The organism is Streptomyces sp. NPDC026672, assembly GCF_040638185.1.
Classification (GTDB): domain Bacteria; phylum Actinomycetota; class Actinomycetes; order Streptomycetales; family Streptomycetaceae; genus Streptomyces.
Genome location: NZ_JBEZXS010000014.1, coordinates 72,141 through 92,613, shown reverse-complemented (window position 1 = coordinate 92,613; position 20,473 = coordinate 72,141). Strand labels below are relative to the sequence as shown.

Here is a 20,473-nt window from a genome sequence, read left to right as displayed (position 1 = left end):
GGTCGGCGGGCGACGGACTCGACGACGAGGGGCGGGACGGATGGCCGGGCACTGGGCGGACTTCCAGTACGAGATCTATCTCCAGGGGATGTCCGGGGCCGTCCCGCGGCTGCCCACCGATCTGACCGCCCTGGAGGAGCTGACGGAGCGTCGGCTCGGGGCCGGTCCTGTGGGGTACGTGGCGGGCAGCGCGGGAGACGGCAGCACGGCGCGCGCCAACCGGGCCGCCCTGGAGCGGCGCCGCATCGTGCCGCGGATGCTGCGGGACGTGCACGAGCGCGATCTGTCGGTCGAGGTGCTGGGCCGGCCGCTGCCCGCCCCGCTGGCGCTCGCGCCCGTCGGCGTGCTGTCGATCGTGCACCCGGACGCGGAGACCGCCGCCGCGCGGGCCGCCGCCGCCCAGGGGGTGCCGTACGTCCTGTCCTCCGCGTCCAGCACACCCATGGAGCAGGTCGCCGAGGCGATGGGGGACGCCGAGCGGTGGTTCCAGCTGTACTGGGCCAAGGACCGCGAGGTGACGCGGAGTTTCCTTCAGCGGGCGCGTACCTGCGGGTTCTCGGTGCTGGTGGTCACCCTGGACACCCCGCTGCTCGCCTGGCGGCCGCGCGACCTCGACCGGGCGTACCTGCCGTTCCTGCACGGGGTGGGCACGGCCAACTACTTCTCCGACCCTGCGTTCCTGGCCGGGCTGGCCAAGCCGGTGCACGAGGACCCGAACGCGGCGGTGCTGCACTTCGCCGGCATGTTCGGCGACCCCGGCAGGACCTGGCCCGACCTGGCGTTCCTGCGGGAGCACTGGGACGGCCCGATCGTCCTCAAGGGCGTCCTGCACCCGGACGACGCCCGGCTCGCGGCCGACGCCGGGATGGACGGCGTGGTGGTGTCCAACCACGGCGGCCGGCAGGTGGCGGGGGCCGTCGGGGCGGCCGACGCGCTGCCCCGGGTCGCCGAGGCGGTCGGCGACCGGCTCACGGTGCTGTTCGACAGCGGGATCCGCACCGGCGACGACGTCTTCAAGGCCCTGGCGCTCGGCGCCCGCGCGGTCCTGCTGGGGCGGCCGTACGTCTACGGGCTCGGCCTGGACGGACAGCCCGGCGTGGAACACGTGATCCGCTGTCTGCTGGCCGAGTTCGACCTCACGCTGGCCCTCTCGGGCCACGCCAAGCCCGCCACGCTCACCGCGTCGGACCTGACGGACTCCCCCGCGTGACACCGCCCGGGGTCACCGGGCCGTGGCCCCGGGCCCGTGGCGGGCGCCGTCGGCGAGGCGTCCGTCGCGGGCCCGGTGGCGCAGGGGCCTGGAAGCCTCATGCGCTAATCCAGTAACAACCCACACAATCACGACCGCTCAGGCGGCAGCGCGCTCAAGAAAGGCGTCGAGTTTCGCCACAGTCGACTCAGGGTCCGTCGTGTGGTGGATGGTGCGGATGCCGAGAGCTTCGGCCGGCGGCAGATTCTCGGCGTGGTCGTCGACGAACACGCACTCGGGCCCGGTCAGTCCAAGAGCATCGAGTGTCCGCTGGTAGATCAAGGTCGACGGCTTCCGTACGCCTTCCCGCTCGGAAAGGATCACCGCGTCGAACGCGTCCTCCCACATCCCCAAGGCCTTGTAAGGGTTGTAGGGCTCCAGACCGAAGCTGTTCGAAAGCATCGCCACTTTGATCCCTGCAGCGCGGGCCCGGTCCGTGGCCGCCACGATGGCCGGCTCTGGTCGGAGGTTGGCCAGTGCGCGGCGCATGAGGTCAGTCGGGTCGATGCCGAGGATGCCACCGATGACCCGGTTCCAGTCCTCCTGGGATGCCTTGCCGACTTCGAGCTTCGAGTACACGGCCACGCCCTCGGGGTTGTCGTTGAGGGCGTGGAAGTAGGCACCCGGCTCCAGGCCCTCAGAGCGTTCGAATGCCTGGCCGTTGAGCCGCATCCGCGTGGTGAGGACTCCACCGAAGTCGAGGATCAGGCCGCGGTAGGAGGACGACAAGAGAAACTCCTTGCGAGACGCGCTTCGTAAGGCGCCCCCCGCCATTTTCGGTGGGGGACCTTTGAATGCCCTCCCACAACCATGTTAAATCTGCGCGAGTTGTTCACCATCGGGCAACGGGTCAAGTACTTCCGTGAGCGCCGCGGCCTGGCACAGAAGGGTCTCGGGGAGTTGATCGGCCGTTCGGAGAACTGGGTCTACAAGGTAGAGCACGAGCAGATCCCGATCGACAAGATCTCGCTGCTCTTCGACCTGGCGCGGGTCCTGCGCTGCAGCCTGGAAGACCTCACAGGCGGCTTCCTGTCCGGCGTCGGGGCCGACCTGGACACAGAGCACGAGCACGTTCCTGAGATCCGGAGTGCTCTGTCCCTTCCCTCGTCGCTGCTGCCTGCCGCTGCCGGTTCTGTGTCCGTCAGTGAATTCAAGGCATCCGTCGATGAGGCGTGGAGGATCTACGAGACGCAGCCCAAGGACCGCTACCAGGACGTGGGGGCCCGCCTGCCCCAGCTCCTCCGGCACGGGCACGCGGCACTGCGAGATGCCTCTGGGGCCGAAGAGCAAGTGGCATTGCGTCAGCTCGTCAGCCTCTACGGCCTTCACCAGATCTGGCTTCGTAGGGTCGGTGAACCAACACTCGCCAGAATCGCCGCTGCCGCATGGAACTTGTCCTGCGTCCTCACTTCGGCCGGTGAGGTGCACGACAGCATGAGTAAAAAGCGGCACGGACACTTTGTGCGTAGGTTCTTCTTCGTGAGCTCTTGACGGCAGAGTCTCAATGGGGTCTAGATACTGGCCACATCGTGGCGGATTGCCCATATTCGCTCCACCTCAAGAGGCTTTGCTGAGGTCTTGGACGTCGTACCGGCAGCATCGTCCGCTGATCGCGGCGCTTCCGGCTCTGTTAACACTTGGCGACCGCGGTCACGGTCCAAGGTCTTTTCCGTACTCTGATTCGAGTGCTCCATCCGAAGGGATGATCCAACGATGAGTGAAAATCTGACGCTGGGAGACCGTCTTCGTGTAGCTCGCAGGACGCGGAAGCTGTCTGCTGCCCAACTGGCACAGAAGGTGGCGATCTCCCCGAGCTACGTGCAGAAGCTGGAGTCGGGCGCGCGCAAGGCCTCACCCTCGCTGCTCCTGGCGCTCGCGAAGGCACTGCGCTTCGGTCCTGAAGTTTTGACCGGCCAGCCGTACTACGGTGAGCCAGAGGCTGAGGACGGTGTGCACGCTGTCATCCCCGAACTGCGTCGCCTCCTGCTTTGCTACGACAGCCCCGACGACCTCGACATCGCTCCCCGTGCACTTCCGGTACTCGCGTCGGAGGTCGACCAGGTGTCTGCCCTGCGTCGCGACGCCCGGTACGCGCCGATGGGACCCCTGCTGCCGCCGATCATCACTGAGCTGACGCATGTGGCCCTCGGCGGCGGCAACGGTGACCGTAGTAAGGCGTTCTGGCACCTGGCGCGCGCCTACCGTGCGGTGAATTCCCTGGCCCACAAGATGGGTCACCATGACCTCTCGAACACGGCGCTGGAGCGTGTCCGCTGGGCGGCTGATCACTCAGGCGACCCCCTGATGCAGTTCACCGCCGGTTACCTCGTCGCAGGAGCAATGCTCCGCCAGGGCGCGTACGCGCCGGCCCGTCGCAAGCTCCTCGCGCTACGTACCGAGTTGGAGCGGCTCCAGCCTGAACGCTCCTTCACGGAGGACGCGCTGGCGGTTGACGGTGCGCTGCTGCTGAAGCTGGCCGTCCTGGAAGCACGTGAGAACAACTCCGACCGTGCCGACGCGTACCTGCGGGAGGCTGAGCAGGTCGCACGTACGGCGGGAAGCCGGGACTCCCTGGCGTACGAGATGTCGTTCGGGCCGACAAACATCCGCATCCATGAGGTGCACGCGATGATCGATATGGGCGATAGCGAGCAGGCCCTCGCCCGCCTCGCCGAATGGTCTCCGGTCTCTGGTGGCGAGTGGGCGCCGCCCAGTTCGACCGTCGGCGAGCGGTCGAGTCACCACTTCATCGACGTGGCCTCCGCGAAGCTCGCCACGGGTGACCGGGGCGGTGCCTTCGCGGATCTCAAGCGCGCCCGGAAGGTCGCACCCAACCACACGCGGTTCCATCCGTCCGTTCGCGAGACCGCCGCTGCACTGCTCAGGATGGATACGCATCCGTCCAACGAGCTCTCAGCCTTTGGCAGTTGGACGGGCATTAGCACAACCTGATGCTGTGTCAAGGGCTTCGGTGAGCGGAGCCCACGGACAGACTGTACGCACAGGACGCTTTGCTGAATGGAATGGTCTCTTCACACACAGTGGTGAGGAGGCCATTTCCATGTCCGATGACAATCCCGCAGCTCGCGCGATCCCGCCGCGCTGGATGCCCATCGGCGAGGAGCCCGAGCTGTGCTCGGCGGGAAAGTGGTGGGACGCCGTCCGCGCTGTGGAGGCCGTGGGCCGACGCGCGATCGAGATCCTCGCTGAGAGGGAGGAACCGATCGGCCCCGTGATTCTCGACCCCGGAGGGCCGGAGCCCCGCCTCTACTTCCTCGTGCCCGTGGGCACCGCGGCCCGATGGGAGGAGCCGGGGACCGTTGCCCTTGGACAGAAATGCCACGTCGTCGTGCCGTCCGCGGAGAGCACCACGCCGCCGGGCATGTACTGGCATGTCTTCCCTCAAGGCCCGCGATCGCTGACACGGCCCGATGCTCTGCACAACGCTCTGAGCCAGGCCCGCCGGGAGCGGCGAGGGCCTGCGGAGGAAGAGCCCTCCTGATGGCCTCTCTCATTGACCACGGTATCCGCTGGTCACCGCGTACCCGCCCGGCCTGGCGACACCGAACAGGCCGCGCTGAGACCTCGTTGACCATCTCTTGCATTCCCCTGCTGAAACCAATCCCATCCCGAGGACCCCATGCCCTCCCCCCGATCCCTCTCCTGCCCGGCCAACCCCCGCCGCAGGCGAGCCCGTGCCCGGTTAGATCGTGGCCTCTTCAGCGAGGTCGCCGGCGTCCTGTACGTCCCGTTGGCGTGCATCGCCGTGACCGCATGCCTGACGGTGGCCGTCAGCTGGTCCTACCGCCTCGCCCCCGCGCAGATCGCCCTCTGTCTCGCGGGCAGCATGCTCGTCACCGGAGTCGTCGGTGGCGTCCGTGTTCGCGCAGTGGCGGTTTCCCTGCAGGCCGACCGTGACGCCGAGTTGCAGCGGATCGCGGACGCCGTAGGGGCTGCGGAGAAAAGTGTGATCTGGACGGCCGAGGAGCTGTGCCGGGGTTCGCGTCCCCCGCTCCCCGCAGAGGCCGGCTGGGAGGGACCCGACTCACTCGTCAAGGTTCTGGAGCAGATCGGCAACCTGCAGGTGCAGGGAGCCGACTGTCTGCTGCGCGTGCACGACGAATCGCAGGCTGCCGTTCTGGTGACAATGCACCAGACGCTGTCCCGACGTCAGCACGGCTTGATCGGGGAAATGCTGGAGCACCTCACGCTTCTGCAGAAGGCAACCGAGGACCCGGAACTGCTCGACCGGAGTTTCAAGATCGACCATCTCGCGACGCGGCTGCGCCGCATGGTCGAGAGTGTCTCTGTCGTACTGGGCGGTCAGTCCCTGCGCGAGACCCGGGCGCCCGTTCCCGTCAACACTGTGCTGCGCGGTGCAAAGTCGGAGGTCGTGAAGTACACCCGCGTCCAGACCGCCGCCGGCGACGTGGGCGCCACGTTCGCGCTGCCCGCGCACGTGCACCCGGACGTCACCCACCTGCTGGCCGAGCTCATCGACAACGGCCTGGACAGCTCCGACCCGGCGTCCAAAGTCGTCGTCCGGGCGCAGAAGGTGGCCCGCGGTCTGGCCTTCGAGGTCGAGGACCGCGCGCTGCTCCTGATGGATCCCGCCGAGCGGGACAGGCTGAACCTTCTGCTGAGCAACCCGAGCCACGCCGACGTCGCGGATCAGGTCCGCAAGGGCAGCCTGGGCCTGGTCACGACCGCCAAGATCGCCAAAAAGTACGGACTTGAGGTCTATCTGGCGATGAACCCGACGGGCGGCACCACCGCCACCGTCGTCGTCCCCAACCAGTACCTCGTCGCGACCGCGCCCATCGTCGGAACTGTCTCGGTGCCGATCACACGACTGCCCCGAGAGGGCGCGTATACGGACGTCTCACATCAGTCTCCTGGCCCTCGCGCCGTCGCTCCCACGCCACGGACCACCGACAGCGAAGAGGCCCCTTTGCCTCGGCGGCGACGGGAACAGCGCCCCATGCCCGCCAGGGCGGATTCCTCCCTGCCTCCCCGTGCGGCAAACCCCGCGGTCGCCGCCGACTGGCGCACGGGCTTGCAGGCCGGGCTGCGAGCCGAGAACTCCCCCACACAGCCCTGATCCCCCTGGAGACCTTTCGACATGACTATCGACACGACCGCCCCCGTGACTCCTCCCAAGGAGGTCCAGGGCCAGATGGCGCGGCTGCTGGACGACTTCGTGAACGACACCGCCGGAGTGACGCACGCCCTGCTCGTCTCCCGCGACGGGCTGAAGCAGGCGATCCCCTCCCACATGGATCCCGACTGGGCGGACGAGGTGGCCGCGGCGTTCTCCGGAATGGTGGGGCTGGCCAAGGGCGTCACGGGTCCGACCTCCAAGAAGATGCCGGCGGGACAGATCCTCATCGAGCGGGACGACACCCTCTTCCTCGCCACCGAGGCCGGCACGGGGCATGCCTTCGCCCTCAACGGCAAGGCGGTGGCGACGATCCTGGTCGTCCTCGCCCGCACGGACGCGAACGTGGGAACGGTCGCCTTCTCGGCCGGCCGCCTGGTGCAGCGGTTCACCCCCTTCATGACTACCCCCGTCCGCACGCGTGATGGTCAGGGCCCCGGTGTCGAATGAACTCCCGCGTCGACCCGGAATCCGTGCCGGACGAGACAGACAGCATCGTGCGGCTGTACGCGGTGACCGACGGACGCACCCGAGCCCGTCACACCCTCAGCATGCACACCGTCCTCGGCCCCGGCCCACGTTCTCCGCAGGGTGTTCCGGAGGAGAGCATGAGGATCATGACGTTGTGTCGGCAGCGCACGCGGCCGCTCGTCGAGCTGGCCGGGACGCTCGGTCTGCACGTCGCCGCGGTGACAGTCCTCGTCTCCGACCTGATCGACGCCGGGGCCCTGAGCCTGCCCGTACCGGACACGCCTGGTGTTGCCCAGGACACGCAGAAGCTGCTCGCGCTGAGCGCCGCTCTCAAACGCCGGTACCCGCACGCGACCGCGAAGGCCGGGTGACGGCACCATGACGCAGCCGGTCCAGCCGGGTGAGCGGATGATCGTCAAGGTGGTCGTTGCCGGAGGGTTCGGGGTGGGCAAGACCACCGCGATCGGCTCCATCAGCGACATCGCACCGCTCCGCACCGAGGAAGTGCTCACCCGGCAGAGCGCGGCGACCGACAGCCTTCATGGCATCGAGGAGAAGACGACCACGACGGTCGCCTTCGACTTCGGCCGGGTCGGCTGGGACGTCCCCGAGCCGATCGAGTTGTACTTGTTCGGCACCCCGGGACAGCCCCGCTTCTGGAGCTTCTGGCACGACCTGGCCGAAGGCGCCTTCGGAGCCGTCGTCCTCGCCGACACCCGAAGGATCGAGTCCAGCTTCCACGCGGCCGACTTCTTCGAACAGCTCGGTATGCCGTTCGTCATTGCGGTCAACCGCTTCCCCGGCACCGCCCCGCGGACCCTCGCGGAGATCCGTCATGCCTTCGACGTCGACGACAGTGTGCCGCTGTTGTTCTGCGACGCCCGCAACCCCGAATCCGTGGCCTCGGTTCTCCTCACCCTGGTCCAGCACGCCGTACAGACCCGTTCCCCGAACTCCTCCCTCTTGGACGCCTGATGACTTCCCTCTACGCCCCTGGCACGCCCTCCACCACGCAGCACCAGGTCGAGGCATTCACGGACGACCCGGCCACCGAACTGTCCGAAATGGCGACCCGTCTCACCCGCTTCGCCGAGTTGGGCATTCGCATGGAGGGACGGGAGGTGCTCGATGACATCGCCACCGACATGGCCGGCAAGAGCGGCTTCCTCTACGGCATGGTGAACGCCTTCAGCGACGAGCAGACGTTCCTGGGCCTGCACAACCCTCCGCAGGAGTCCGGCTACCCCATCGTCGGGCGCACCATGAGCCGTGACCACGGCTGGTGCCCCGAGGTCATCCAGCGCAGGCGTGGCCTGCCGCTGCCGGACGTGGCTGCTTCGCCGCGTTTCCAGAGCAACCAGATCGTCGACTCCATCGGCATCCAGTCCTACTTCGGCAGCCCCGTCATCGACGAGGCGACCGGCCTCGCTCTGCTCACTGTCTGCGTCATCGACCCCGAACCGCGAACCCTCGCCGACGCGGCCCGGCTGCAAACCATCGTCCGGAACGCGGCCCGCGCGGCGGCCGATGTCCTCAAGATCCCGACGCTGCCCGCCCCCTGACGCACGCCCTGACCGGAACCCCACCGGAGCCACACCCACCATCAGCGCTCATCCAGGGAGAGGCATCGTTCATGTCCATGCCCGCCACACCCACCAACCTCGACAGGGTTCTCACGCCTGCCCACAGGGCGCTGTGGGAGGCCGTCGACGACTTCGCCGTTCAGGAGGTCCTGCCCCGCGTAGAGCGTATGGAGGGCACCCCGCACCGCGTGGACCGCAAGCTCGCCCGCCTGATGGCCGGACAGCGCTGGTTCGGTGTCACCACGCCCGAGGCCTTCGGCGGTATGGACGCCGGTCATGTCGCCAAGACGATTCTCATCCACCGCCTGGCTCGTGTCTCCGGCGCGGCTGCCGGCACGCTCCAAGCCAGCCTGATCCCTGTCGCCGCCCTGCTCTACTACGGCACCGAGGACCAGCACGCCACGCTGCTGCCGAGCGTGGCGGACGGCAGCAAACTCATGTCGATCGCCGTGACCGAGCCGGACCAGGGCGGCCACATCGGCGGCATGACCTCCGCGGCCGAGTGGGACGGGAAGGCATGGGTGCTCACCGGAGCCAAAGCCCACGTCGGCAACAGCCACATCGCGGATCTCCACGTCGTCGTCGCCCGCACCGCCCCCGCCGGCACCCGCACCTCGCAGGCCCTCACCGCATTCCTCGTCGAGAGCGATCAGCGAGGGGTGTCCCTCGTGCGGCACACCGGCAAGCTGGGGCTGCACGGCTTCAGCTTCGGCCAGATCGGCTTCGACCGCGTACGGGTCTACCCGAACAACGTGCTCGGGGACATCGGCCAGGGCTTCGAGATCGCCCAGTCCAGCAGCATCCTCTACGGCCGCCCCAACCTCACCGCGGTCTCACTCGGACTGCACGAGGCCGCGGTAGCCCTGACCGCCCAGTACGTCAGCAACCGCCCTCGCTACAACGGCAGACTCGCCGACCTGAGCGTCATACGGGAACGGCTCGGCCGCATGTCCGCCCGGCTCATCATGGCGAGAGTCCTGGCCTACCACGCCGTCGACATGCTCGACCGCGGCCTGTCCTGCGACGACGAACTCATCGCCGCCAAGGCTCTCGGACACGATCTCGCCTCCGAGACCGGCAACGACGCCATGCAGCTCCATGCCGCCAACGGCCTGGACTCCCGGCACTCCATCGAACGCGTCTGGCGCGACATGCAGGCCACCTACGCTCCCGCCGGCACCGGAGAAGTCCAACGCCGACGCCTCGCCGAGAGCCTCCTGGAAGAGGAGACCGGCAGCAGCCCACGCACGTCGTGGTCCGCACTGCACGCCAACCCCATCCAGCCCCCGGTGACCGACGAGACGGTGAGCGTCTAGTCCGCAGGCGATCAAACCGATGACCGATCCTCACCTTTCATTCGGCGAGCAAGTGAACAGGCAGCAACTGCGGCCTGGGCTCATGAAAGACCAGGCCATAGAGCTGACGGGCATACTCCGCCTCCGCATCGAAACCCGGAAATGGCCGCCAGGCCACATATTCAGCTATCTGCAAGTGGCGGAAGAGTTCTCCCTCACGGTAAACCACATGCCGTACGTCATTTTTCCTGCCGTACGGACTTTACGTGAAGAAGGACTACTGGAAAGCCGCCCGCGTGTGGGCATACGGGTAGTCATAGAAGGGGAGTCGTGGAGTCCTCCCGACGAAAATTCAGGCCTCCCCCACGACGTGTACATCGAGGCCGTCCTGAGGGCACGCCTTCACCGTAAGATCTACAAGCCCGGGGAACTGTTTCCTCAACTGCATGTCCTGGCGGAGGAGTTCGGAGTATCCATCGCCACGGTTCGAAAATCCGTGAGGGCTCTGCAGGGACAGGGGATCCTGGAAGTCCAGAACGTCAGGTTCAGATTCGTCTCTCACCGGATCATCGAAATTCCAGTGAAAGAACTGCTGCAGTTGTCCGCGCGCCGGACGCCCGGAAGGCAAAAGCTGGAAGCCTTCGGTGAAACCCGCACGCTCGCCGAATGGGCGCAGGACCCACGGTGCAAGGTTAACGGCAACGTTCTTTACAACCGGTACAACTTGGGCTGGGACCTGGAAAAGGCCATAAAAACCCCCAAGATCATCCAGAACACCAGGCCCCGGAGTCCATCGTTGACGGAGCTTCCCTCACCCACGCCCTGACAAAACTCCCGCCCACGGTCGTCCCCCGTACATCCGCATGACCGTGCGCGGGCCCGACGTCCAACGACGGTGCAGCCCGACCATCCCGCGTTCCTCTTCCCCGGTGCTCCGCGCCGGCCCCTTCCGGATCGCCTCCCGGCCATGGGCGCGCTTCGCGCGCCCCACGCGCCTTCGGCTGCGCCGTCGCACCTTCTCAGCCCTTTGACCCTTGGCGCACAAGCGCCGAGAAGGAGACCGCACGTGGATAACGTCCCCGCCATGACGAACGACGCCCCCCAGACTGCCCCTGCCACCGAGCAGGAGTTGCGTGACGAAATGGTGCGACAGCTCATCGAGAAGGGAGCCGCCCGCAACCCGCACGTTGTGGCCGCCTTCCGCCACGTGCCCCGGCACCTGGCTGCACCCGGCGTGGAGATGGCCAAGAGCTACGACGCCGAGTCCGCGCTGATCACCAAGACCGACACGACCGGGGTAGACATCAGCTCGGTGTCGGCTCCTCGAATCCAAGCCATGCAGATCGAACAGGCCGACATTCAGCCCGGTATGAAGGTGCTGGAGATCGGATCCGGCGGAGTGAATGCGGCCTACCTCGCCGAGATGGTCGGAGAGCACGGCCGTGTCGTCACTGTCGACATCGACCCCGATGTCATCCAGCGAGCCAACAACTTCCTCAGCGAGACCGGCTACCGCAACGTCACCGCCATCACCGCCGACGGCGCAGGCGACATGATCGACTTCCAGCCCTTCGACCGCATCGTCGTCACCGTGCAGGCCGCCGACATCCCGCCCTCCTGGGTGCACCAACTCGCCCAAGGCGGCCGGCTCGTCGTCCCGCTGCGTATGCGTGGCATGACCCGGACCATCGCCTTCGTCCGCGACGATCACCGTTTGATCAGCGACGGTTTCGAGCTGTGTGGCTTCGTCCCGATGCAGGGTGCCGGCGAGAACCGCATGCGGGTGGCCCTCATTCACGACGTGGAGGGCGAGGAGATCGGTCTGCGCCTGGACGACCACCCCGAGCCGGACACCAAGGCCCTGGCGGAAGCACTGGCCACGGCCCGCCGCGAGGTGTGGTCCGGCGTGATGCTCGCCGGTGACGAGTCCAACGAGCACTTGGACCTGTGGCTGACGACTGCCCTGGACAACCTGCCCCTCATGGCGGCACAGCCCGCCGCCCGGCAGCGCGGCCTGGTCGCCTCCGCCTCCCCACTCGGCATCCCCACTCTCGTGGACGGCGGCAGCTTCGCCTACCGCACCGTACGAGGCACCGAGGACCCGGACCGGTTCGAACTCGGCGCGATCGGCCACGGGCCTCGCGCCCAGGATGTCGCCGAGCGGCTGGTCCAGGAGATGCAGACGTGGAACCGCGTACACCGCGGCGACCGCGCGCACATCGAGGTCTACCCGGCCGGAACACCGGACGACCAACTTCCCGCGGGCCGGATCATCGACCGGCCGCACTCACGGGTCACGATCTCCTGGCCATGACGCCGCTGACGTTGTGACCAGGTTGGCAGAGCACATCCACCCCCTTCCTGGAGGAGTACGAGATGGCACCGCACAACGGCACCACCGCCCTGAAGGCCGCGACCGATTTCACGGGCGAGACCGGGTCGGACTTCGACCTCGACATCGAGACCGTCACCTCCGCAGCCGTTCCCGGCGCGCTGCTGAACGACACCGGTGACGGCTGCGGCGCGACCTGCCAGTCCGCCTGCTCCAACAGCACCTGCATCAGCGGCTGACGCCGCTCTCGCCGTGGGGTGGGACCGAGCAGCCGGCCCGGTCTCACCCCACGGCATCACCATCCGAAGGAGGCAGAGCCATGTACCACGTTATTGACGCGAGCATGATCAGAGTGTCGGCATTCTCGCTGACGAACCCGGTGTCGGCCTGGCCCACCGTCTCAGCCAACGGCGGCATCGACCCCGCACACTCCCAGGCGTGGATCGAGAAGGTGTGGACGGACGACACCCGCGCCGCCATCGAACTTGCCGCACCCGCCCTCGCCGACGGTGTCAGCAGGGTTCTCGCCAGGACCGTCCATCGCCCCCGAGCCGTCCGCACCGTCACCTCACTGATGCGCTACCTGCTGCGAATGCGGTACCGAGCCACTCCGTTCGGCCTCTTCGCCGGACCTGCCCCGCTGCGCCTCGGCCCTACCGTACGTGTCCGCTTCGGCACAGCACACCGGGCCTTCGCCAGTGCCGACGCCGAGTGGCTCCGCAACATCATCACCGGCCTGGAACTCGATCCGAACGTACTGCGGCACCTGCGGGTCATCGCCGACCCCACGTGCACGGTTCGAGGGACCCGAATCACCATCAACCATCAACCGGGCCCCGACGGGCCCACGACGACCACCCTCCGCCGTACGCGGGCCGCTGAGAAGGCACTGTCCCTCGCACAGTTCCCCACCACCGTCGGGGACATCGTCGACAAGCTGCACGCCGAGTACCCGAACACCCCCGCCGAGACGATCACTGCGATGGTGGGCGACCTGGTCAAGCACCGGGTACTCCTGAGCAGCCTGCACGCCCCGATGACGAGCACCGACGGCCTCGCCCATCTGCTGGAACAGCTTGAGCGCATCGGCGCCGCATCACTGCTGCCGGCTGTTCCGGCGCTGCGCCGGGTCCATCGGATCCTGGGCCGACACGACCACGCAGCCCCCAGGGCGCAGCGGGTTTTGAGGGCGCAGGCAACGACGGCCATGACCGAGTTGAGCAGTCTTGCCGGGCCCAGCCTCGCCGTAAACCTGCGGCCCCACTGCGACGTCGTCCTCCCCGAGAGCGTCGCCCGGGAGGCGGAGGCCGCTTTGCAGGCCATCGCCCGCATCACGCCCTTTCCCTACGGCACTCCGGCCTGGTCGGACTATCGCACACGGTTCCTGGAGCGCTACAGCATGGGCACCGTTGTGCCACTGCGCGACCTCACCGACCCCGACACCGGTCTGGGCTTTCCCGTCGGTTACCGGGGCACCGTCTTCGAGCGCCCGGTCCTGGCCACCAGTCTGCGCGACGAGTACCTGCTGACGCTCGCCCAGAACGCAGCGCTGGACCACCGACTGACAGTCGACCTGACCGAGGAGGACATCACGGCACTCTCCGTCGGCGAGCCGTCCCAGGTGCCGGCGCACATAGAACTCTGCTTCACAGTGCTCGCCCAGACCCGCAAGGAACTGGACGAGGGACGCTTCAACCTGTCCGTGGTAGGGCTCTCCCTCACGGCCGGCACCACCACCGGCCGGTTCCTCACCACCCTCGAACCGACCGACCGCAACCGGGTCACCGCCGCCTACGCCGCGCTGCCCACGCTTACTGAGGGCGCCGAGCGAGCGCAGGTCTCCGGTCCTCCGCTGAAGATCCCGACGTACAACGTCAGCCGCGCACCGGCCGTCGTCCCCGCCATGCTGTCCCTCGGCGAGTACAACCCGAACGCCACCCTCGAACTGGACGACCTCGGCGTCTTCGCCGACTCCACCCGCCTCTACCTGACGCAGCTGTCGACGGGCCAGCTCCTCGAACCGGCTGTGATGAACGCGGTAGAACTGAGCAACGCCACCCACCCGCTGATCCGGTTCGTCTGCGAACTCCACCGCTCCCACTGCGCCATCCTCATCCCCTTCGCCTGGGGCGCCGCCTCCAGCCTGCCGTTCCTGCCCGAGATCCGCGTCGGCCGCACCGTCCTGGCACCTGCCCGCTGGCGGCTGCACGACCGCGACCTGGGCAACGGACCGAACTGGATGAGCGCCCTGATGAACTGGCGTATCCGCTACGGGGTGCCGCGCACCGTCTACGTCGGCTCCGACGACCGCCGTCTGAGGCTGGACCTCGACGTGCCCGCCCACCAGTACCTCCTGCACACCGAAGTGAGACGCCATGGCACAGCCGTCCTGCAGGCGGCGCCCGCCGACAGCCTGTTCGGCTGGATCGGTCGCGCCCACGAAGTCACCATGGCGTTCGCCTCCGACCAGCCCCCGGCCCGCCCCGGCTGTCCGCCGGCGGCCATCCACAGCCGGGCAACCGCACGGCTGCCCGGCGCCTCCGCGTCGGCGTACCTGAAGGTCTACGGGAACGCCGACCGCGCTTCGGAGGTGCTGACCTCTCATCTGCCGCGGCTGCTGGGCGACTTCGGAGAAAACGCGCCATCGGACATCTGGTTCGTCCGCTACGCCGACCCCGACAGCCACATTCGCCTCCGCCTGAAGCTGCCTGCCGCAGCGGCCTTCGGCGAAGCGGCACAGCGCATTGCGGCATGGGCGTCCGAGCTAATCGGCGAGGGCCTGATCCAACGTGTGCAGTGGGACACCGACTCTCCGGAGACCGGCCGCTACGGAGCAGGAACCGTCCTGGAAGCCGCCGAGCGGTACTTCACCGCGGACTCTGCCGCAGCCCTCGCGCAAATCGTCCTGCCCATCGCCGACAGCGATCGGCCGGCCCTCACCGCTGCCAGCATGGTCGACATCGCCACCGGCTTCCTCGGATCCCCGGCAGCAGGCTGGACCTGGCTGACGAACAACTTCCTGAAGAACGAAGGGAACACCGCCCCGCGCGCCGTCCAAGCCCTGGCCGTACAGCTCAGCGCCGACCCTGACACCGTAGCCAGCACGCTCCGGGAAGTGCCGCAAGGCACCCACATGGCCAGCGCCTGGGCGCTACGCCGTAAGCACCTGTCCGCTTACCGGCAGGCCCTCGAAAATGCCGGACACGATCCCGTCGGCGTGCTGCCCTCCCTGCTCCACATGCACCACAACCGTGCCGTGGGCATCGACCCGAGCGCCGAAGCCGCCTGCCGCCGCCTGGCACGAACCGCCGCGCTGTCCTGGACCACCCGCTCAGAAGGAGCCCCGCGGTGACCACCGCCCCGACCGACCCGACCTCTGCCACCCGGCAGTCCCTCGCTCACGGTCCGCTCGGCACAGCCCTCCTCGACATCGAGCGAGCCGCCGCCGGACTCACCACGCTCCAGGTCGCGCACCGCAAACTCGCCGGCGCAGGCCCCCTCATCGACGGCGAGGACGCCAACCTGTTCCTCGGCGCCCCCGCGATGGCCTACGTCCTGCACATGGCCGCCGCCGAGACCGGCCGGTACAGCGGCGCCCTTCGCACCCTGGACGACGTCATAGCGGCCCATGCCCGACGCCGCGTCGCCGCAGCTCACGCACGCATCGACCAAGGGCGGCACACCGTGTTCGCCGAGTACGACCTCTTCCGGGGGCTGACCGGGATCGGTGCACTCTTACTGCTCCGGCAGCCCCACAGCCAGGAGCTGCGGCGTGTCCTGGAGTACCTGGTCCGGCTCACGGAGCCGATGGCCGATCCCGAAGGACGGCCGCTGCCTGGCTGGTGGGTCGGTCATGCACCAGCCAGCAATGAGGCAGCCGCCCCCGGTGGTCATGCCAACGCCGGCCTCGCCCACGGCATCACGGGACCCCTTGCCCTGCTCGCTCTGGCCAAGCGCCGCGGCGTCAGGGTGGACGGTCACGAACACGCGATGGCGCGGATTCTGCGCTGGCTGGACTCCATCCGGCGAAGCGACCACTACGGAACCCGCTGGCCCCGCTGGGTCAGCGCGCTCGGCCCTGCTCCTACTCACGCAGCCGCACCGTCCTGGTGCTACGGCACCCCTGGCATCGTCCGCGCACAGCAACTCGCCGCCATCGCCCTCGGGGACGAGGACCGCAAGCGTATGGCCGAGCGCGCCCTGCTGTACTGCCTGGCCGACCGCCGGCAGCTCGACCAGCTCAACAGCCGCGGTCTGTGCCACGGTGTCGGCGGGCTGATCCGTACCGTCCAACGCGTCGCCGAAGACGCGGAGAAGCCGAAAGCGTTCCACGACTGGCTCAGGCGTGCACCTGAACGCTTCCTCGCGGCCCCCGTGCCGGAACGGTCCGACTTCATCGAGGGCACGGCCGGGGCCGCACTCGCATTCATGAGTGCTGAGCCGGGTGTCGCGGCCACCACGGACTGGGACGCCTGCCTTCTGCTGATCTAGGAGTCGGCCACATGCAGCACCGCAACACCGTAAGCCTCAGCGAGGACGCCGTCCTGGCCGTCCTCGGCGGCACCCCCGCTCGTCGAAGTGGCCCTGCGGGTACCGACATCGCCTCTGCAGCTAGCCGAAGCAGTCGAGCGCTACCGTGCTGCCGGCCGGGCCGCGATCGACCCCCTGCCCACGGGCTGGTACCAGGTGTACGTCGCGTTCGCCGACTATCCGTCTGCCGCCCCCGCGTTTCGCACCTGCCTTCTGCCCACTCTGCAGAGCGCGGCTGTCGGCGCCTGGTGGTTCGTCCGGAAGTATCCGTGCTGGAGACTGCGCGTGCGGCCGGCTGCGAACGGATCTCTGGAAGAAACCGTCGAACAGTTGGCCAAGGCTCTGGACTCAGCGGTCTCCCAGAGGGTCGTCAAGGAGTGGCAGGCGTCCTTGTACGAACCGGAGATCATCGCCTTCGGCGGACTCGACGGTATAGCGGTCGCCGAGCGGATCTTCCACGTCGACAGCGTGGGTGTGCTCACTTACGACCGAATCTCCGAAATACACCCAAAAATGGTTCTTGACGCCAAGGCTACGTCCCTGTGCGTGCTCACGCTCTTCCTCCGCGCTGCCGGGCTGGAATGGGGTGAGCAGGGAGACGTGTGGGGCAGCGTCGAGGCCAAACGGCCGCTACCCGCCACTGTCTCCCCTGACAAGGTCAGCGCCATGGCAGACACGATGCGCGCGCTTGTCTCCTTCGACCCTGTACCTGCACTCGTCGACGGCCCGCTCCAACACCTGGCGGACTGGATCACCGGCTTCGAGGACGGCGGCAGAAGCCTCAAGGACGCCGCTGGGACCAACCTTTTGAGCCTCGGGCTCAGGGGCGTCCTGGCCCGGCATGTCCTCTTCCACTGGAACCGCATGGGCTTCAGCACCAGGCAGCAAGCAATCTGGTCGCGCGTTGCACGAGAGGCGATTTTGGGACGGTGATCCGTTGGCCGCATTTGGCGTAACGGATTCGTCCACTACCGCGTCTCCCTGAGTGGCCACGGCTTGCAACGCCAGTTACTCCGACCGTCCGGACGCCCTGCCCGCCGCCGTGCTCGACGGCGATCCCTCGGGCGGCGGAAGACCCTGGACCGGGTCGAGGTGTCCTTCACCGTGGACGCCGGCCACACCCGGCCCGCGTCGGTCGAGGCCGCCGTGTGGGACGGATACGCCTTTCGACCGGTGCGGGGCGCGGCCGTCGACTGGGCGACGGAGTCCGACGCCCCCACCGTGATCACCTTCGACCCGGCGCACGGCTCCCGCGTCCGGCTCACTCTGATCAGCGCCCACCCCGCCGACCCCGGGGCGCCGTGCGGGTCAGTCGGCCGGGGGCGCAGGGGAGGGTGGGGCCGCGCCGGCCCGCTCCACCGCGGGCAGGTGCTCCACGGGGGCGCCCGGCCGTTCGTGGGCGGTCAGGGTGTGCAGCCGGGCCGGGTCGAGCGGCCGGCGCACCTCGACGTACTCCCCGTGCGGCAGCCGCTTCAGCACCCCGGTCTCCCTGCCGTGGGCCACCAGTTCGCGGTCCCGGAGCCGCAGCCCCAGGCAGACGCGCCGGGTGAGTACGAACACCGCCACCGGGACCACGAGGACCGCGATCCGGACGGTCCAGGTCACCGCGTTGATCGACAGGTGGAGGCGGGTGGCGACGACGTCGTTGCCGCCGCCCGCCAGCAGGATCAGATAGACGCTGATCCAGGAGGCGCCGATCGCGGTGCGCACGGGCCGGTCGCGGGGCCGGTCCAGGAGGTGGTGCTCGCGGCCGTCCCCGGCGAACCGCGCCTCCAGGAACGGGTAGGCGCCGATGAACAGCAGGAGCAGCGGGAACACCACGACCGGCACGAGCACCCCGAGGACCAGCGTGTGGCCCCACAGGGTGATCTCCCAGTCCGGCATGATCCGCACCAGCCCCTCGGCGAAGCCCAGGTACCAGTCGGGCTGCGCACCCGTGGAGACCTGGTCGGGGCGGAACGGGCCGTACTGCCACACGGGGTTGACGGTGGCCACCGCCGCCATCAGCGTCAGGAACCCGGACACCAGGAAGAGGAAACCGCCCGCCTTCGCCAGGTACACCGGCAGGAACGGCGAGCCCACGACGTTGCGTTCGGTCCGGCCGGGCCCCGCGAACTGGGTGTGCTTGTGGTGGACGACCAGCAGGAGGTGGACCACGACCAGCGCGACCATGATCCCCGGCAGCAGCAGCACGTGCAGCGCGTAGAAGCGGGGCACGATGTCATGGCCGGGGAACTCGCCGCCCAGCAGGAACATCGACAGGTACGTCCCCACGACCGGCACCGACAGCAGCGCGCCGTCGACGAACCGCAGCCCCGTCCCGGACAGCAGGTCGTCCGGGAGCGAGTAGCCGAAGAGGCCCTCGAACAGGCCGAGGAACAACAGGCTCCAGCCGAACAGCCAGTTGACCTCGCGCGGCTTGCGGAAGGAGCCCGTGAAGAAGTGCCGCATCATGTGCGTCAGCATCGCCGCCACGAACACCAGCGCCGCCCAGTGGTGCAGTTGGCGCACCAGCAGCCCGCCGCGCACGTCGAAGCTGAGGTGCAGGGTGGACGCGTACGCCTCCGACATGCGGATGCCGTTCAGCGGCACGTAACTGCCGTGGTACGTCACCTCGTTCATCGACGGATGGAAGAACAGGGTGAGGTACACACCGGTCAGGACCAGCACGGCGAAGCTGTAGAGACAGATCTCCCCGAGCAGGAACGACCAGTGGTCCGGGAACACCTTGCGCAGGTAACGCCGTCCGAGACCGTGGACGCCGAGGCGCCCGTCCAGCCAGTCCGCGACCCTTTCGCCCTTCATCGCTCTCCCTCCCGGCGCGGTGTGCGCCCACCCCTGCGAGGCGTCCGGGAGGCCCGGATGTGACAGACCGGGGCGGATGTGTGACACACGTCACGTCCGCCGTCAACCCGCCGGTCCCGCGGGGCCACCGCCCGGGGTACCGTGCGGCGTCGGCGACGACCTGGGCTGATTTACGGTCAAGTACCCGCGCGGTACCGTGAACGCATGCCAGCTCTCAATGTGGAGTTCAGCGACCGCGAGCTAGAGGACCTGCGCGAGATCGCCAAGGAGCGCGGTACGTCGATGAAGGCCCTCGTCCGGCAGGCCGCCGCCGCCGACATCGCCCGGCACCGGGCCCTCCAGGAGGGCGCCGAGGCGTTCCGCCGCTTCTTCGCCGCCCACGCCGACGAGTTCGCCGCCGCGTTCCCCGACGACGAACCGCCCGCCGCGAAGGAGCGGGCCGCCTGAGCGATGCCGCCGGTCCTCCACATCGACGTACCCTGGCTGCTCCAGCGCCACGAGGAAGTCCTGCCGGGCCAGCCCGCCATCAACGACTTCTCCACCCTGGTCGCCGCCGTCGCCAGGCACCGCGTCGACCCGCCCCGCCCCGGTGTCGCCTCCGACCCCGCCTGGCGGGCCGCCGCCCTGCTGCACACCCTCGCCCTGCTCAAACCGCTGCCCACGGCCAACGCCCGCTTCGCCTGCGCCACAGCGATGGCCTACCTCGTGGTCAGCGGCGTCGGCGTCGACCCGCCCCGCGGCGCCCTCGCCGGCCTCGCCCGCGACGTGATGTCCGGCAGGACGGACCTGTACGGCGTGGCCGACCGGCTGCGCTCCTGGCCGATCCGGGGACGTCCGAGCACATACGAAGCGCAGGCCCCGCACGTGTTCTGACTTTCTTTCAAAGCCATGGATGTGACGTGCGCGCCTTGTTGCCCGTGAGGCACCTGTGCAAGGCTGAAACGCTTGTGCGGTGACGACGGCCGGTTCCCGGTGACCGGCCGAGGAACCCGCGTCGACACGACGACGGTCGAGCCGCCGCCCCGTACACCTCGTCCACGCTCCGCCCGT

Annotated in this window: 20 protein-coding genes and 1 pseudogene; 19 read left to right on the top strand and 2 right to left on the bottom strand. The window is 68.4% G+C overall.

Annotated features, from left to right (window positions below; genetic code table 11):
• The first annotated feature begins 40 nt into the window (after nucleotides 1–40).
• The gene (locus AB0F77_RS18460) at nucleotides 41–1,210 is read left to right on the top strand and encodes a lactate 2-monooxygenase (RefSeq protein ID WP_361949132.1); all 1,170 of its coding nucleotides are present in this window, start codon (nucleotides 41–43) and stop codon (nucleotides 1,208–1,210) included.
• A 138-nt stretch (nucleotides 1,211–1,348) separates the two neighbouring features.
• Here AB0F77_RS18460 and AB0F77_RS18455 read toward each other — a convergent pair whose 3' ends face one another.
• Complete coding sequence (locus AB0F77_RS18455; RefSeq protein WP_361949129.1) at nucleotides 1,349–1,978, bottom strand: HAD family phosphatase; 630 nt, start codon at nucleotides 1,976–1,978, stop codon at nucleotides 1,349–1,351.
• 81 nt (nucleotides 1,979–2,059) lie between these two features.
• Here AB0F77_RS18455 and AB0F77_RS18450 point away from each other — a divergent pair, with 81 nt between their 5' ends.
• From AB0F77_RS18450 to AB0F77_RS18375, 16 genes and pseudogenes are all read left to right on the top strand, one after another.
• Nucleotides 2,060–2,740 carry a helix-turn-helix domain-containing protein gene (locus AB0F77_RS18450; protein ID WP_361949126.1) on the top strand — a complete coding sequence of 227 codons (681 nt, stop codon included), beginning with the start codon at nucleotides 2,060–2,062 and terminating at the stop codon, nucleotides 2,738–2,740.
• A gap of 222 nt (nucleotides 2,741–2,962) precedes the next feature.
• Nucleotides 2,963–4,201: a helix-turn-helix transcriptional regulator gene (locus AB0F77_RS18445; protein WP_361949123.1), complete on the top strand. Its 1,239-nt coding sequence runs from the start codon at nucleotides 2,963–2,965 to the stop codon at nucleotides 4,199–4,201.
• 109 nt (nucleotides 4,202–4,310) lie between these two features.
• Nucleotides 4,311–4,751: a hypothetical protein gene (locus AB0F77_RS18440; protein WP_361949120.1), complete on the top strand. Its 441-nt coding sequence runs from the start codon at nucleotides 4,311–4,313 to the stop codon at nucleotides 4,749–4,751.
• A 249-nt stretch (nucleotides 4,752–5,000) separates the two neighbouring features.
• A complete protein-coding gene (locus AB0F77_RS18435) occupies nucleotides 5,001–6,350 on the top strand; it encodes an ATP-binding protein (protein ID WP_361949117.1) in 1,350 nt (449 codons plus the stop codon).
• A 21-nt stretch (nucleotides 6,351–6,371) separates the two neighbouring features.
• The gene (locus AB0F77_RS18430) at nucleotides 6,372–6,857 is read left to right on the top strand and encodes a roadblock/LC7 domain-containing protein (RefSeq protein ID WP_361949114.1); all 486 of its coding nucleotides are present in this window, start codon (nucleotides 6,372–6,374) and stop codon (nucleotides 6,855–6,857) included.
• A 23-nt stretch (nucleotides 6,858–6,880) separates the two neighbouring features.
• Nucleotides 6,881–7,249, top strand: coding sequence for a DUF742 domain-containing protein (locus AB0F77_RS18425; protein ID WP_361949111.1), 369 nt, complete (start codon nucleotides 6,881–6,883; stop codon nucleotides 7,247–7,249).
• 7 nt (nucleotides 7,250–7,256) lie between these two features.
• Complete coding sequence (locus AB0F77_RS18420) at nucleotides 7,257–7,853, top strand: ATP/GTP-binding protein (RefSeq protein ID WP_361949108.1); 597 nt, start codon at nucleotides 7,257–7,259, stop codon at nucleotides 7,851–7,853.
• Nucleotides 7,853–8,440 carry a GAF domain-containing protein gene (locus AB0F77_RS18415; RefSeq protein WP_361949105.1) on the top strand — a complete coding sequence of 196 codons (588 nt, stop codon included), beginning with the start codon at nucleotides 7,853–7,855 and terminating at the stop codon, nucleotides 8,438–8,440. The genes AB0F77_RS18420 and AB0F77_RS18415 overlap by 1 nt, the downstream gene beginning before the upstream one ends.
• Before the next feature lie 71 nt (nucleotides 8,441–8,511).
• Nucleotides 8,512–9,777, top strand: a complete 1,266-nt coding sequence (locus tag AB0F77_RS18410) for an acyl-CoA dehydrogenase family protein (RefSeq protein WP_361949102.1) — start codon at nucleotides 8,512–8,514, stop codon at nucleotides 9,775–9,777.
• A gap of 19 nt (nucleotides 9,778–9,796) precedes the next feature.
• Entirely contained in the window at nucleotides 9,797–10,582 is a 786-nt protein-coding gene (locus AB0F77_RS18405; RefSeq protein WP_361949099.1) for a GntR family transcriptional regulator, read from the top strand.
• A 258-nt stretch (nucleotides 10,583–10,840) separates the two neighbouring features.
• Complete coding sequence (gene fxlM, locus AB0F77_RS18400; RefSeq protein ID WP_361949096.1) at nucleotides 10,841–12,070, top strand: methyltransferase, FxLD system; 1,230 nt, start codon at nucleotides 10,841–10,843, stop codon at nucleotides 12,068–12,070.
• Nucleotides 12,071–12,132: 62 nt separating this feature from the next.
• A complete protein-coding gene (locus tag AB0F77_RS18395) occupies nucleotides 12,133–12,327 on the top strand; it encodes an FxLD family lanthipeptide (protein ID WP_361949093.1) in 195 nt (64 codons plus the stop codon).
• An 80-nt stretch (nucleotides 12,328–12,407) separates the two neighbouring features.
• Nucleotides 12,408–15,440: a lantibiotic dehydratase gene (locus tag AB0F77_RS18390; protein WP_361949090.1), complete on the top strand. Its 3,033-nt coding sequence runs from the start codon at nucleotides 12,408–12,410 to the stop codon at nucleotides 15,438–15,440.
• Nucleotides 15,437–16,579, top strand: a complete 1,143-nt coding sequence (locus AB0F77_RS18385; protein WP_361949087.1) for a lanthionine synthetase C family protein — start codon at nucleotides 15,437–15,439, stop codon at nucleotides 16,577–16,579. Before AB0F77_RS18390 ends, AB0F77_RS18385 begins: the two co-directional genes overlap by 4 nt.
• An 87-nt stretch (nucleotides 16,580–16,666) precedes the next feature.
• The gene (locus AB0F77_RS18380; protein WP_361949084.1) at nucleotides 16,667–17,551 is read left to right on the top strand and encodes a thiopeptide-type bacteriocin biosynthesis protein; all 885 of its coding nucleotides are present in this window, start codon (nucleotides 16,667–16,669) and stop codon (nucleotides 17,549–17,551) included.
• 67 nt (nucleotides 17,552–17,618) lie between these two features.
• Nucleotides 17,619–17,934, top strand: a pseudogene (locus AB0F77_RS18375) (beta-galactosidase); the annotation flags it as partial.
• On the opposite strand, the gene AB0F77_RS18370 reads toward AB0F77_RS18375, so the two are convergent.
• A complete protein-coding gene (locus AB0F77_RS18370) occupies nucleotides 17,927–19,423 on the bottom strand; it encodes a cytochrome bc complex cytochrome b subunit (protein WP_361949081.1) in 1,497 nt (498 codons plus the stop codon). The pseudogene AB0F77_RS18375 and the gene AB0F77_RS18370 overlap by 8 nt on opposite strands.
• Before the next feature lie 204 nt (nucleotides 19,424–19,627).
• Here AB0F77_RS18370 and AB0F77_RS18365 point away from each other — a divergent pair, with 204 nt between their 5' ends.
• Nucleotides 19,628–19,870, top strand: a complete 243-nt coding sequence (locus AB0F77_RS18365) for a hypothetical protein (protein WP_361949078.1) — start codon at nucleotides 19,628–19,630, stop codon at nucleotides 19,868–19,870.
• 3 nt (nucleotides 19,871–19,873) lie between these two features.
• The gene (locus AB0F77_RS18360) at nucleotides 19,874–20,296 is read left to right on the top strand and encodes a toxin Doc (RefSeq protein WP_361949075.1); all 423 of its coding nucleotides are present in this window, start codon (nucleotides 19,874–19,876) and stop codon (nucleotides 20,294–20,296) included.
• The last annotated feature ends 177 nt before the right edge of the window (nucleotides 20,297–20,473 follow it).

Bases quoted from the DNA above. Each gene is read 5' to 3' on its own strand.
- AB0F77_RS18365 (WP_361949078.1), top strand. From the start codon at position 19,628: ATGCCAGCTCTCAATGTGGAGTTCAGCGACCGCGAGCTAGAGGACCTG.
- AB0F77_RS18420 (WP_361949108.1), top strand. From the start codon at position 7,257: ATGACGCAGCCGGTCCAGCCGGGTGAGCGGATGATCGTCAAGGTGGTC.
- AB0F77_RS18460 (WP_361949132.1), top strand. From the start codon at position 41: ATGGCCGGGCACTGGGCGGACTTCCAGTACGAGATCTATCTCCAGGGG.
- AB0F77_RS18415 (WP_361949105.1), top strand. From the start codon at position 7,853: ATGACTTCCCTCTACGCCCCTGGCACGCCCTCCACCACGCAGCACCAG.
- AB0F77_RS18440 (WP_361949120.1), top strand. From the start codon at position 4,311: ATGTCCGATGACAATCCCGCAGCTCGCGCGATCCCGCCGCGCTGGATG.
- AB0F77_RS18445 (WP_361949123.1), top strand. From the start codon at position 2,963: ATGAGTGAAAATCTGACGCTGGGAGACCGTCTTCGTGTAGCTCGCAGG.
- AB0F77_RS18360 (WP_361949075.1), top strand. From the start codon at position 19,874: ATGCCGCCGGTCCTCCACATCGACGTACCCTGGCTGCTCCAGCGCCAC.
- AB0F77_RS18390 (WP_361949090.1), top strand. From the start codon at position 12,408: ATGTACCACGTTATTGACGCGAGCATGATCAGAGTGTCGGCATTCTCG.
- AB0F77_RS18405 (WP_361949099.1), top strand. From the start codon at position 9,797: ATGACCGATCCTCACCTTTCATTCGGCGAGCAAGTGAACAGGCAGCAA.
- AB0F77_RS18430 (WP_361949114.1), top strand. From the start codon at position 6,372: ATGACTATCGACACGACCGCCCCCGTGACTCCTCCCAAGGAGGTCCAG.
- AB0F77_RS18395 (WP_361949093.1), top strand. From the start codon at position 12,133: ATGGCACCGCACAACGGCACCACCGCCCTGAAGGCCGCGACCGATTTC.
- AB0F77_RS18450 (WP_361949126.1), top strand. From the start codon at position 2,060: ATGTTAAATCTGCGCGAGTTGTTCACCATCGGGCAACGGGTCAAGTAC.
- fxlM (WP_361949096.1), top strand. From the start codon at position 10,841: ATGACGAACGACGCCCCCCAGACTGCCCCTGCCACCGAGCAGGAGTTG.
- AB0F77_RS18410 (WP_361949102.1), top strand. From the start codon at position 8,512: ATGTCCATGCCCGCCACACCCACCAACCTCGACAGGGTTCTCACGCCT.
- AB0F77_RS18370 (WP_361949081.1), bottom strand. From the start codon at position 19,423: ATGAAGGGCGAAAGGGTCGCGGACTGGCTGGACGGGCGCCTCGGCGTC.